Here is a 13188-nt window from a genome sequence, read left to right on the forward strand (position 1 = left end):
TACATCGAGAGTCGATACCTCGCCCTAGCGAAAGGGGACGTGAAAGATGAGCAAGAGTGAACGACATGCGCAGATCCTTCGCTTCTTGGAGGAAGAGGGGCGGATCGACGTGGCTGAATTGGCTCGTCGCCTCGATTCGTCGGAGATCACCACCCGTCGTGACGTGAGCTCCTTAGCACTGGCCGGGCACGTTGAGCGTGTCCACGGAGCGGTTCTCCGTTCAGCCGGCCGCTTTGCGGAACGACCCTTCCATGTGCGCGAGGAACTGGCGGCGGCCGCGAAGTCGGCTATCGCTGCGGAAGCCGCGAGCCTCGTCAAGGACGGCGACGCGATCGCGCTCGACGTCGGCTCGACGGTGCTGGGTATGGTTGAGCACCTCGTCTCAATAGCGGAACTCACCATCGTCACCGCCAACTTGCGGACTGCGTGGGCGGTTTCAATGTCTGAGGAACTTCGCACGCCACACCGGCTTATTGTTGCGGGTGGGGTCGTACGCCCCGGAGAGACTTCAATGTATGGCGAGGGAGCGATTCAGCAGCTGCGTCGAACGCGCTTGGACACGGCTTTCCTCGGCGTTGCCGGGTTAAGTCCTGGCGCGGGTCTCACCGACTTCAACCTCGATACCGCGGAAATCAAACGCGTCATGATCCAAACTGCCCGGCGGCGCGTCGTACTCGCGGATAGCACGAAACTCGATGTGCAGCGTTTCGCCCATGTTGCCGACGTGGAAGAGATCGATCTACTTATTACGGATACCGAAGCGGACCCCAAGACCGTCAGTGCTATCCGTGAGCTCGGTGTCGAAGTGCGCATGGTCGCCTAACTACCTAAAGCGTCGCCTTTCAGCGAGGAACGACTTGTTCGCTGCGTGGGGCCGGCACGTGGAGGTGCCGCAACCGCGCCAACGAGTTGCAGCCCAATCCCTGAACACCCCAGAGTTAGGACAATTCCTGTGAGCACGACCCCGACCCGCATCACCCACCTCATCAACGGCGCCCCGTGGGAGGGCGCGGCGCAGCGCACGAGCCCCGTGTTCAACCCCGCGACGGGTGAGCAAACCGGTGAGCTCGACCTCGCGTCGGCGGAGCTCGTCGACGAGGTTGTTGCCGCTGCCCGCACGGCCTGGGCCTCCGGCTGGGGCAGCATCTCGCTGACCAAGCGCACCCAGGTGCTCTTCCGGTTCCGTGAGCTGCTCAACGAGCGCAAGGACGAGATCGGGGCATTGATCACTGCCGAGCACGGCAAGGTCCTCTCCGACGCGGTCGGTGAGGTCACCCGTGGCCTGGAGGTCGCTGAGTTCGCCTGCGGCATCCCGCACCTGCTCAAGGGAGGGTTCTCCGAGAACGTGTCCACGAGGGTCGACGTGTACTCGATCCGGCAGTCCCTGGGCGTGGTCGCGGTCATCACCCCATTCAACTTTCCGGCGATGGTGCCGTTATGGTTCGTGCCGATCGCGATCGCCTGCGGAAACGCGGTGGTCATCAAGCCCAGCGAGAAGGACCCCTCGGCCGTCAACGCCGTCGCCGCGTTGTGGAAGGAGGCTGGGCTGCCCGACGGGGTGCTCAACGTCGTGCACGGCGACAAGGAGGCCGTCGACGCCCTGCTGACCCACCCCGACGTCAAGGCAGTGTCGTTCGTCGGGTCCACCCCCATCGCGCAGTACGTCTACGAGACGGGCACCGCGCACGGCAAGCGGGTGCAGGCCCTGGGCGGCGCGAAGAACCACATGCTCGTGCTGCCCGATGCCGACCTTGAGCTCGCCGCCGACGCCGCGATAAACGCGGGCTTCGGCTCCGCGGGCGAGCGGTGCATGGCCATCTCGGCCCTGGTCGCGGTCGAGCCGGTCGGCGACGATCTGGTCAGCAAGATCACCGACCGAATGGGCAAGCTCGTCACGGGTGACGGCACACGAGGCTGCGACATGGGCCCGCTGGTCACCGCGCAGCACCGAGACAAAGTCACCTCGTATCTTGACGCCGGTACGCAGGCCGGGGCGACGCTTGTCGTCGACGGCCGCGAAGGCAACGTCGACTCCGCCGGCGAAGGGTACTTCCTGCAACCGACTCTTTTTGACAACGTCACGAAGGACATGTCGATCTACCAAGACGAGATCTTCGGGCCCGTGCTCTCCGTCGTTCGCGTCGGTTCCTATGACGAGGGCCTGAAGCTCATCAGCGACAATCCCTACGGCAACGGCACCGCGATCTTCACGAATGACGGCGGGGCGGCGCGCCGTTTCCAGAACGAGGTCGAGGTCGGGATGGTCGGTGTCAACGTGCCGATCCCCGTGCCGATGGCCTACTACTCCTTCGGCGGGTGGAAGAGTTCCCTGTTCGGCGACTCCCACGCGCACGGCATGGAGGGCGTGAACTTCTTCACGCGCGGCAAGGTCGTCACGTCCCGCTGGCTCGATCCCAGCCAGGGCGGCATAGAGCTCGGGTTCCCGCAAAACGCCTAGTTAGGGGCGCCATCTGCGTGCATGATTGCGGCGACCGCTCGCTGCGGTCATGCCCAAAGATGACGCCTTGCCCCCGCCCGGCAGCGAGCCGTCGGTCCCGCTGCCCTAGGAGAGGTAGCTCCCGGTGCGATCGCGATGGCCGGGCCGTGATCGCGGCCAGCCTTTCAGAGGAGCGGCGGTCCTTCGAGGGCGTCGCCGCCGTTGCAGCTTGGACCTGGATTGACCACGAAGTGCCCCAGTGGACGTGGTGGCGTTGCGTTACGCCTGCAAGGTAATGGTTCGCCTTCAGCAATGACCTGGTCGGCCGTCACCAGTCAGGTCGGAGGCGAAACTGCTGAGCGCGCGCTCGAGGAGACGAGCCTCGTGGCGTACATCCACACCGACAACAGGGCCAACCATCTCCGGGTCAGTCGACCTGGCACACGGCCTGCTCGCGGCCACCGACGACACCACAATCACGGTCGGTGCCCGGGCGGCCTTGACCATGTCCACCGAACTGGACTCACACCGACCACAAAACAGAGCCGACCCAATCGCGGCCGTAGTCGACGCCAACGACGTCGTCGGCAACCGGCAAGTCGCCCTCCCAAACCCGATCAGAGGCGCACTCAAGCAGCAAGGCAGCGAGCCGTGGACACCAGCACGTCTGCCGCCCGTGCTGCGGCAACCCTCGACCGAGCAGGCGAGACCCCCCAGACATCCCGCGAGCGCATGAACGGTCTCAGCCATGAACGACCTGCGCCCAGCAGGGCCATGGTGCACAACCAGCGGGGGTGTGAAGGTTAGCCCTGCCTCCGGCCATACAGGCGTAGGTCCCGCGTGATCTGTCATCACGGTCGTGGCGGCCGCGACGGTACGTTCCCGGCGTGCACCGTTCGACGTCGGACGTACCGTCGGCTGAGTGTCGCCTGACAAGCGTGGCGTCTGCCGTGGCGCCTCTCGCGCGCCGCCGTTCAGGCCGTGACCTGCCGACGGAGCACCAGTAGGGTGCGGGCCAATAGGGCCGAGTCGTCGTCGACGCGGGTCGCCGCGACGAGCTGCATCCGGGCTGAGTTCGCCAACGGCCGGTAGGTCGTTCCGGCCACCACGAGCGCGGAGACCGGCTCGGGGACGATGGCCACCCCGAGCCCGGCGGCGACGAACGTCACCAGCGTCGAGGTCTCCGCGACCTCGTGCCGGATCACCGGCTCGAAGCCCGCGTCGCGGCACAACTCGACCACTGCGTCGTACATCGCCGAGCGCCCGTGCCCGGAGTGCACGATGAGGTCCTCGTCGCGAAGGTCGGCCATCCGTAGCCGACTGCGCGCCGCGAGCCGGTGGCCCTCGGGCAGTGCGACGACGTACTTCTCGTCGCGCAAGGTGAGCAGCGTCAGGTCGGTCTGGTCGGCCGGGTCGCCGGACGGCCGCAGCAGTGCGAGGTCGATCGACCCATCGCGGAGGGCAGCGACCTGGTCGGGGCTGAGCATCTCCCCCTGGAACGCGAAGTCCACGTCGGGCAGCTGCTCTCGCAGTGCTCGTGCGAGCGACGGGAGCAGGGAGTACGTCGCAGAGCCGACGCACCCCACGACCAGCCGTCCCTCAAGCCCACTGCCGATGCGCTTGGCCTCGTCCCCTGCCGCTTCGACGGACTGGAGGATTGCCCGGACGCGCGCGAGGTACGCCTCGCCCGCCGGGGTCAGGTCGACGCGGCGGGTGGTGCGGCTCAGCAGCAACACCCCGAGCTCGTCCTCGAGCTGCTTGATCTGCTGGGACAGGGGAGGTTGTGCCATGTGCAACCGGACAGCCGCGCGACCAAAATGCTTCTCCTGGGCGACGGCCTGGAAGTAGCGCAAGTGTCGGAGTTCCATCTATCAAGACTTCCACAGTCTTGATCCGAGCGAAATAGATACTTCTCAATATTGGTGGCCTCACCTACGGTCGACCCATGCCTGACATTGTGATCTGTGAACCGGTCCGCACTCCCGTAGGTCGCTTTGGCGGGGCGCTGTCCACGCTCAGCGCCGTCGACCTCGCGTCGCACACCCTGTCGGAGCTGATGCGTCGGACCGGGATGGGGGAGGGCGACGTTGACGACGTGATCCTGGGCAACTGCAACCCCAGCGGCGAGAACCCGGCCATCGGGCGCATCGCCGCCCTCGACGCAGGTCTCGGCGTGGGTGTCCCAGGACTCCAGATCGACCGCCGTTGCGGGTCGGGCCTTCAAGCCGTCCTGTATGCCGCGTCGCAGATCGCGAGCGGCGCTGGCAGTGTCATCGTGGCTGGCGGTGTTGAATCCATGTCCAACGTCGAGCACTACGCGCTCGGCCTGCGGACCGGCTTACGCAGCGGTGGCGTCGAGCTCATGGACCGCCTGGTCCGGGCCCGCGAGACTGCTGGTGGCCGGGACCACCCCGTGCCCGGAGGCATGCTCGAGACCGCAGAGAACCTGCGCCGCGAGTACGCGATCTCTCGCGTGGAGCAGGACGAGTTCTCAGTGCGCTCCCAGCAGCGCGCCGGTGCCGCCCACGACGCCGGCAAGTTCGCCGACGAGCTCCTGCCGCTCACCATCCCCGGCCGTCGCGGCAAGCCCGATGTCGTGGTCGATCGCGATGAGCACCCACGTCCCGAGACCACTCTTGAGCAGCTCGCCGTCCTGCGACCGGTCCGCCAAGAACGTGATTCCGAGTCGACCGTCACGGCTGGCAACGCGAGCGGCCAGAACGACGGGGCCGCCATGTGCGTCGTCACCACCCGCGAGGAGGCCGATCGTCGTGGTCTGCGGCCCCTGCTCGCCCTGAAGTCGTGGGCCGTGGCTGGAGTCGGCCCCGAGGTGATGGGCATCGGACCGGTGCCGGCCACGGCTGCAGCCCTCGAGCGCGCGGGCCTCACCCTCGATCAGATCGACCTCATCGAGCTCAACGAGGCGTTCGCCGCACAGGTCCTCGCAGTCCTGCGCGAATGGAAGGTCGACGCGACCGACGAACGCCTCAACCCCAACGGTTCCGGTATCTCGCTGGGCCACCCGGTCGGTGCGACCGGCGCCCGGATCCTGGCCACGCTCGCCCACGAGATGCAGCGCCGCGAATCCCGCTACGGCCTCGAGACCATGTGCATCGGTGGTGGACAGGGCCTTGCCGCCGTCTTCGAGAGGGTCGCGTCATGACAGCCGTCGCCGTCCACCACGTCGTCACTGGTCGTGCGGATGCGCCCGTCGTCGTCCTGTCCAACTCCCTCGGCTCGACCATGGCCATGTGGGACGCCCAGGCCGATGCGCTGGCCGAGCACTTCCGCGTCGTGCGCTACGACACGAGAGGGCACGGTCAATCGCCTGTGCCGACCGGGCCCTATGACATCGATGACGTTGCCAACGACGTCGTCGCCCTCCTCGACACCCTGGGCATCGGGAAGGCTCACTTCGTCGGCCTCTCGCTCGGCGGGATGACCGGTATGCGCCTGGCTGCCCGCAACCCGGAACGCGTCGACCGACTCGTCGTACTGTGCACCGGAGCCAAGCTCGATCCCTCCAGCGCCTGGCGCGACCGGGCTGCCCTGGTGCGTGAAATGGGCACGCAAGCCGTGGCCCAAGCCGTCGTCGCGCGCTGGTTCACCGCGGCATACCTTGCATCGAACCCGGACACCAGAGCCGCCTGCGAGGCGATGGTGGGCGCAACCCCAGCCGAGGGTTATGCCTCCTGCTGCGAGGTCATCGCAGCCATGGACCTGCGCGCCGACCTGCCGACCATCACCGCGCCGACGCTCGCCATCGCGGGAGCCGACGACCCGGCCACCCCTTCGTCCTTCCTCGAGGAGATCGCCGAGAACGTCCAGGACGGTCATCTCCTCGTCGTGCCCGAGTCCGCGCACCTCGCCAACGCCGAGCAGCCGGAGACCATCACCCCGGCGATCATCGTCCACCTGACGGGAGTGTCCTCATGAGCATCGACAAGGTTGTGTCCGGCGCGGCTGAGGCCGTCGCAGACGTGCCCAGTGGTGCCACCCTCGCGGTCGGCGGTTTCGGACTGGTGGGCATCCCGTGGTTCCTCATCGGTGCGCTGCTCGAGCAGGGCGCAGACGACCTCACCGTCGTGTCCAACAACTGCGGTGTCGATGGTGCTGGCCTCGGCCTGCTCCTTGAGCAGCGCCGAATCAGCCGCGTCATCGCCTCCTACGTCGGAGAGAACAAGGAGTTCGCGCGGCAGTACCTGGCCGGTGAACTCACCGTGGAGCTCACCCCCCAGGGCACCCTCGCCGAGCGACTGCGGGCCGGAGGTGCCGGCATCGGCGCCTTCTTCACCCCCACCGGGGTCGGCACGATGGTCTCCGAGGGTGGGCTGCCGTGGCGCTATCACGCCGATGGGACCGTCGCCCTCGCCTCTGGACCCAAGGAGGTGCGTACCTTCCACGGCACGCAGATGGTCCTCGAGGAGTCGATCATCACGGACGTTGCCCTGGTGCGTGCCGCGGTCGTGGATCGCGCGGGCAACTGCGTCTTCAACGCTTCCGCGCGCAACTTCAACGTGCCCGCTGCGATGGCCGGCCGCCTCACGATCGTCGAGGCCGAGAAGGTTGTCGAGATCGGCGAGATCGGGCCGGACGAGGTCCACCTACCGGGTGTCTTCGTCCAACGGGTGGTGGGGCTGACCCCAGAACAGGCCGCCCACAAGGACATTGAGAAGCGCACCACCCGCCCCCGTGAGGAGACGTCAGCATGAGCTGGACCCGTGACCAAATGGCCTCCCGGGCGGCGCTCGAGCTCCATGAGGGCGAGTACGTCAACCTCGGCATCGGCCTGCCCACGATGATCCCGGCCCATCTCCCCGCCGACTCGACGGTCACCCTGCACGCCGAGAACGGCATACTCGGCGTGGGTCCTTTCCCCTACGACGATGAGGTCGACCCCGACCTCATCAACGCGGGCAAGCAGACCGTCACGGTGCTCCCCGGTGCGAGCTACTTCGATTCCTCACTGAGCTTCGCCATGATCCGCGGCGGCCACATCGACACTGCGGTCCTCGGGGGCATGCAGGTCGCGGTCAACGGCGACCTCGCGAACTGGATGGTCCCGGGCGCCATGGTCAAGGGAATGGGCGGTGCGATGGACCTCGTCAGCGGCGCGCGGCGCGTGATCGTGCTGATGGAGCACTGCGCCAAGAGCGGTGCCCCCAAGCTGGTCGCGGCCTGCGACCTGCCCCTCACCGGGCGCGGTGTCGTCTCCCGGATCATCACCGACCTGGGCGTTCTGGACGTATCCGGGGACGCCTTCGAACTTGTCGATCTTGCTCCTGGTGTGACCGTCGACGAGATCATCACGAAGACCGGCGCCCCCGTCCTGGTCCCGACCGGGCGGCGCTGAACTCGAGCAGCTCGGCCGACGTCCCATCTGCGGCGTTCAGACAGTGGTGATGGCGGAGCTCAGGACTGTGGACCGCGAGCGAGCAGGATGTGCACGGCCACCCCGACAACCAGTCCCCAGAAGGCTGCACCGATGTTGAGGAAGGTGACCTCGGCGACCGTCACCAAGAACGTGATGAGGGCGGCCAACACGTGGCCACCTGAGAACGCCGCGCGGAAGGCACCTTCGAGTGCTCGCAGCATGGCCAGCCCACCCAGGGCGGCGACGAAGGCCACCGGCACCGCGAGCAGCAGTCGCACGAAGCCGGGCGCCAGCAGTCCGACGATGATCGCGAGCGCCCCGCACACCAACGCCGCGGTGTAGTGCCGACGGCGCTGTCCCGATGCGGTCAGGAGGGCATTGGTGGGGCCGGTCAGGCAAGTGGAGACCGCTCCGACCATGGCAGCGGGCAGGGACACGAGGCCGCACACGACCGTGACGAGGTTCATCGGCGGTCGGTGCCCGACCTCGCGGAGCACGGCCATGCCTTGGCCGTTCTGCACGACCACGACCGTCAGCGCGAGCGGAATGACGAGCTCGATTGCCGCCGACCAGGTGAACTGCGGCGCGGTGAAAACCGGAGCGGCCAGCCAGGGGCCTGACACGGTCCCCCCATCAACGGCGCCCGTTGCAAGGACGCCCACCACGCCGACGGCCAGCGCGCCGAGAATCGGAGGCACGAACCGCGCTACCGACGGCAACGCCGTGGCCAGGAAGAAGATCGCGACCATGGGTGCGGCGATGGCCGCGTTGTTCTCCACCGCTGTCACCAGATCGATCCCGAAGCCCAGGAAGACGCCAGCCACCATGGCCATCACCACCGGCATGGGCAGGAGTGACATGACTCGATCGACCTTCCCGGTCAGGCCGATGGCCAGCACCAGCAGTGCGGTGAGCACGTAGGCGCCGATCACCTCGGGCCAGGTCAGCGACTGGAGGGCCGTGCCGACCACGACCGTGCCGGGGATCGTCCAGAAGAAGCCCAGCGGCTGCCGAAAGGTCCAGGACATCACGATCGTGAGCAGTCCGTTGAAGGCCAGCACCCCGAAGATCCAGGACGCGATCTGCTCGGCGGACAGGCCGCCCCCGCGGCCGACCGCCACGATGATCGGGATGGGCCCGGTGATCGAGAACAGCACCCCGATCACTCCGTTGACGACTTGGTACGAACCGAGGTCGGCGAACACCGCGCGTGGTGACGGCAGTCGGCCTGCGGGTCGCTCCAGCCGTCCCGCTCGCGGTGTGGGTGAGGCGTCGACGTCGTTGTCGCGGTGGGTGGTCGTGCTCATGGCTGTGCTGGCTCCTCACGGGGCGATCCACGCAGGGCCGCGAGCTCACCGCGCGATCGGATACCAAGTTTTCCGTAGATGCGGGTCAGGTGGTACTGGACGGTCTTGGTCGAGACATAGAGCTCGGTGCCCACCTCGCGGTTGGTCATGCCGCTCGCGACGAGGTCGGCGACCAGCTCTTCCTGTGGAGTCAGCGTCTCGGCGGACCGGTCCGCGAGAGGGGGGCGGCTCGCGTGGACCCCGCCCGCCCGCAACTCGCGGTCGCAGCGTTCGACATAGGTCGTCGCGCCGAGGTTGTCGTAGAGGTCACGGGCCGTCTGAAGCACGGCGTCGGCTTCGCGGCGCTTGCCCGCTCGGCGCAGGGTCTGTCCCCACGCGAAGTGCGTGCGCGCACGGTCGTAGGGGAGCGGCAGATCGGCCAGCAGGGATGCGGAACCCTCGAAGGCCTCGCGGGCCGCGGGCAGGTTGCCCGTGGCGCCGAGCAGCCGACCTCGCGCGTAGCCCAGCCGCGCCTGAGCGGACCGGTGCCCTCGCTCTGCCGCGAGCTGTTCGTGTGGCTCGAGGAAGGTCTCCGCCTCGTCGTAACGGCCCTCGATCGCCAGCGCGTTGGCACAGACGTCGGGCCACGGCCAGGCACCCGGCTCGTCGATGCTGCCTCGGGCCCATGGCTGGCGGAGCGGCTCGACTGCCCGCAGGACGCCTGCGTAGTCGGCCCGCGCCTCGGCCACACTGGCGCGAGCCAAGCTGGAGGCGACACGCATGATCTCGTAGTCGCGCGGACCCGCCACGGCATCACGAACGGCGAGGTCGGCTCCCGACCAGTCGCCGCGCAGCGAGTGCACCTGCGCCTGGGTCCATGCCAGCAGTGGCTGGATCAGGCGCATCCCGGTCTGCTCCGCGAGGACCATGCCCTGCTCTCCCGTGCGGAGGGCGTCGTCCCATTCGCCACTGACGAACTGAGCTCGGGCGAGCCAGGCGTGCGCCCACAGTGAGATTCGGGTCGAGCCGCCGAGGAAGTCCGTGGAGGTCGCCGAGGCGAGCGAGGCGCGCGCCTCGTCTATCTCGTCGAGAGCCAGAGCGAGCCACCCGCGTCCCATCGCCACTCGCTGGCCCTGGGCCCCGTGGCCGACCTCGTTGGCCAGCCTCTCGTAGCCGTCCAGCGCTGCGCGCCCGTGGCCGGTGCCGGCCAGACCGAGTCCCCGGATGGCCAGTGCCTCGACGGCGACCGGCGAGCCAGTTGGCGCGAGCTCGAGGGCCCGATCGGCCCAGTGCACGAGCTCGTCGCCGCGGCAGCGAGCCAGGCTGTGGAGCACGCGGCGCTGGCAGATGAGGGCGGCGGTGTCGGGGTTGCGCTCGATGTTGACGAGGTCCCAGGCCCGCACCAGCCGGCTCTCGGCCTCGGTCGAGCGACCTCGCACGATCGCGAGGTATCCCAGCGCGGCGTTGCGCAGTGGGGTCTCACGCAGGCTCTCCACCTCGGCGACCGCCGAGGCGGCGCCCAAGGTATCCCCTGAACCGACGCGGGCGTCAAATGCACGAGAGAGACGGTCCTCGCGGACGATGGCGTCGGAGGTCACTCGGGCCGAGCGGGACAGCAGGTCGGCGACGGTGGCCCACTGCCCAGTCTGGGCACGCTCCTCGGCCAGCGCATCGAGTTCATCGGCGAGGGCGGCATCGGGCAGGGGTGCCGCGGCGACCATGTGCGTCAGTCGCGCCACGGGATCCTCGATGAGGTCGGCAACTGTCCGGTGCAGCTCGGCTTTTCGGACCCGACCCAGCGAACCGAGTACGGCCGCCGCAAGCATCGGGTCGCTCGGTCGCACGACGGTCACGCCGGACCCGGCCACCACCGTGATGATGCCCGCGTCCACGAGCTCATCGATGGCGGGAAGTGGCTGGTCCAGACCTGACACGGACGCGGCTAGTGGAACCGGGCCCCGGCGGAGCACGGCGACCACCTCGGCCAGTTGACGCGCGTCCGGCGTCAGTGCTCGCAGCCGCTGCGCCACGTCGGCCGCGACAGCGCAGGGCGCGGGGAAGTCAGGCTCGAAGTCACTCCAGAACTCGGCAGGCAGCTCGCGCAGCAGGGCGATGACTGGCCCGGGCCTGCCTCCGGTGAAGCGGCACAGCCGGTCAGCCAGAGAGGGATGGAGCGCGATCCCGACACCGGCAGCCAGCAACTGGACCGAGGTGGCCGAGAGGGGCGGAACGACGATCGTCTGGTCCGCCCGATCAAGAACTGCCGCAGACCCGGTGGGCGCGGCAGGCGCGCCGACCGAGGCGGCGCACAGCACAAGCATGGGCGCCTGGTGGTGGTGTCGAACAGCAGTGGAGAGCGCCTGCAGGGAGGCTGGGTCGCTCCAGTGCGCGTCGTCAACCACGAGCAGTGTGGGCCCGGCCCCGGAGGGTTCGCCGAGGGCTCCGACCACGCGGTCGGCGGTGGCCAGCACCTCCATCTGTGGCAAAGGCATTCCCAGCAGCTGGGCCAGCACACCGTGGTGGACATCGGTCTCCCACGGGACTGCCAGGGCGCTGAGGACTCGACCTCCGGCCTCCCGGTGTTCACGAGCGAGCTGGCGCACCAGTGCACTGGTTCCCGTGCCGCTCGCTCCGGTCACAAGGACCACACCCGGACCGGGCCTACCGCCCTGCAGCAGATACCGCCGCAAGGTGGTGAGCTCGGTGTCGCGGGCGACCAGCACGGGCATGGATTCTGGTTCGGTCACGCAGCCACGGTAGACCGGTCGCCGTCCTGCGCCAGGTCTGTCGCCGGGCGTTCGAAGTGGGACGATCGCGGGACCATCGTCGTCACCAGAGCTCCGAGGAGCGAGATGCCGGCGAACAACTGGAAGGCGGTCGAGCCGCCCACTCCCGCACCGACGAGCACCCCGCCGATGATGGGCCCGACGATGCCGCCGAGCCTCCCGAAGCCCGCACACCAGGCGACTCCTGCGGCGCGTGCGCTGGTGGGGTAGTAGTTCGAGACGAGTCCGTAGATCAGCACCTGCGTTCCGATGGTGCCGACGCCCGCGAGCGCCACGGCCAGGAAGAGCACCGCAGCTGGCATCGACAGCGGCAGGGCGGCCAGGGCCAGCGACGCCAGGACGAACGTCGACGCGACCACGCGCTTGGCGCCGATCCGGTCCGCGACGAAGGACGCGATCAGGCCACCGCCGATTGCGGCGAGGTTGAGCACGAGCAGGAAGGTGAGGGAGTAGTTCTTGCCGTAGCCCTGATCGCCCATGATCTGCGGCAGCCAGGTGTTGAGGCCGTAGGTCAGGAGCAGCCCGGCGAAGCTCATCATGCCGAGCAGCGCGGTCGGCAACCTGAAGCGACGGCTCGCCAGAGCCGGGAAGCCGACCTTGTCCTCGACTACCGGCTCCGGGTCGGGCACGGGGATGCCCGTGCGGATCTGAGCGGCCTCTGCATCGGCGTAGCGGCCCCGGGCGACCAGCCACTTCGGCGACTCCGGGAGGAATCGCAGGGCGAGGGGGAGGAGCACGACGATCGGCAGGGCACCGATCCAGAAGAGACCACGCCAGCCCAAACTGTCCCCCAGCGTGATGGCAGTCAGTGCTGCCAGCACCCCACCTGCGGGTATGCCACTGTAAACGATCGCGTTGTAGCGGTTGCGCTGGCCGGGCGGGGCGAACTCTGCGACGAGTGCACCGACGGTGGCCACGAGGGCACCCACGCCAACGCCGGTGAGGAAGCGGAAGGCGCCGAAGGTGGCCACGGACTGGGTGGTGGCGGTGATGGCCATGCCCACCGAGAACCAGGCGAGGTTGACCAGCATCACCTTGCGGCGACCGATGCGATCACCGACGGCGCCGGCGGCCAGCGCGCCCACGAGCACGCCGAGCAGCGCATAGCTGCCGAGGGTGCCAGCCTGGCCGGGGGTAAGTGCGCCCAGTTGGTCAGGATCGGACAGGAGGACGGGAACCACGGTTCCGTAGACGACGAGGTCGTAACCGTCGAAGATCAGAGCAGCCGTGGAGAGGAAGACGACCCAGCGCAGGGTCCGGCGTCGTTTCTCGAGGTCGACAGGTGTTGAGGGCATGGCAGAGCTC

The 13188-nt window shown here is 68.3% G+C and carries 10 protein-coding genes; 6 read left to right on the top strand and 4 right to left on the bottom strand.

What is annotated here, in order from left to right:
- Window positions 1–46 precede the first annotated feature (46 nt).
- Window positions 47–823, top strand: coding sequence for a DeoR/GlpR family DNA-binding transcription regulator (locus V6K52_RS03900; protein WP_353952594.1), 777 nt, complete (start codon window positions 47–49; stop codon window positions 821–823).
- A gap of 129 nt (window positions 824–952) precedes the next feature.
- Window positions 953–2458, top strand: coding sequence for a CoA-acylating methylmalonate-semialdehyde dehydrogenase (locus tag V6K52_RS03905; RefSeq protein ID WP_353952595.1), 1506 nt, complete (start codon window positions 953–955; stop codon window positions 2456–2458).
- A gap of 953 nt (window positions 2459–3411) precedes the next feature.
- Here V6K52_RS03905 and V6K52_RS03910 read toward each other — a convergent pair.
- Window positions 3412–4305 carry a LysR substrate-binding domain-containing protein gene (locus V6K52_RS03910; RefSeq protein WP_353952596.1) on the bottom strand — a complete coding sequence of 298 codons (894 nt, stop codon included), beginning with the start codon at window positions 4303–4305 and terminating at the stop codon, window positions 3412–3414.
- Between the two features lie 77 nt (window positions 4306–4382).
- On the opposite strand from V6K52_RS03910, the gene V6K52_RS03915 reads away from it, so the two are divergent.
- From V6K52_RS03915 to V6K52_RS03930, 4 genes are read left to right on the top strand one after another with little or no spacing between them, the layout of a single operon-like run.
- Window positions 4383–5600 carry an acetyl-CoA C-acetyltransferase gene (locus V6K52_RS03915; protein WP_353952597.1) on the top strand — a complete coding sequence of 406 codons (1218 nt, stop codon included), beginning with the start codon at window positions 4383–4385 and terminating at the stop codon, window positions 5598–5600.
- Window positions 5597–6373 carry a 3-oxoadipate enol-lactonase gene (pcaD, locus tag V6K52_RS03920; RefSeq protein WP_353952598.1) on the top strand — a complete coding sequence of 259 codons (777 nt, stop codon included), beginning with the start codon at window positions 5597–5599 and terminating at the stop codon, window positions 6371–6373. The genes V6K52_RS03915 and pcaD overlap by 4 nt, the downstream gene beginning before the upstream one ends.
- 2 nt (window positions 6374–6375) lie before the next feature.
- Window positions 6376–7149, top strand: coding sequence for a CoA transferase subunit A (locus V6K52_RS03925; protein WP_353953710.1), 774 nt, complete (start codon window positions 6376–6378; stop codon window positions 7147–7149).
- Window positions 7146–7790, top strand: a complete 645-nt coding sequence (locus V6K52_RS03930) for a CoA transferase subunit B (RefSeq protein ID WP_353952599.1) — start codon at window positions 7146–7148, stop codon at window positions 7788–7790. Before V6K52_RS03925 ends, V6K52_RS03930 begins: the two co-directional genes overlap by 4 nt.
- Window positions 7791–7849: 59 nt before the next feature.
- Here the strand turns inward: V6K52_RS03930 and V6K52_RS03935 are convergent, their stop codons facing one another.
- Genes V6K52_RS03935 through V6K52_RS03945 form a run of 3 tightly spaced genes read right to left on the bottom strand, consistent with a single transcriptional unit; the run spans window position 7850 to window position 13178 of the window.
- A complete protein-coding gene (locus V6K52_RS03935; protein ID WP_353952600.1) occupies window positions 7850–9118 on the bottom strand; it encodes a benzoate/H(+) symporter BenE family transporter in 1269 nt (422 codons plus the stop codon).
- Entirely contained in the window at window positions 9115–11844 is a 2730-nt protein-coding gene (locus V6K52_RS03940) for an AAA family ATPase (RefSeq protein ID WP_353952601.1), read from the bottom strand. Before V6K52_RS03940 ends, V6K52_RS03935 begins: the two co-directional genes overlap by 4 nt.
- Complete coding sequence (locus V6K52_RS03945) at window positions 11841–13178, bottom strand: aromatic acid/H+ symport family MFS transporter (protein WP_353952602.1); 1338 nt, start codon at window positions 13176–13178, stop codon at window positions 11841–11843. The genes V6K52_RS03940 and V6K52_RS03945 overlap by 4 nt, the downstream gene beginning before the upstream one ends.
- Window positions 13179–13188: the final 10 nt, after the last annotated feature.

It is taken from the genome of Knoellia sp. S7-12, assembly GCF_040518285.1.
Classification (GTDB): domain Bacteria; phylum Actinomycetota; class Actinomycetes; order Actinomycetales; family Dermatophilaceae; genus Knoellia.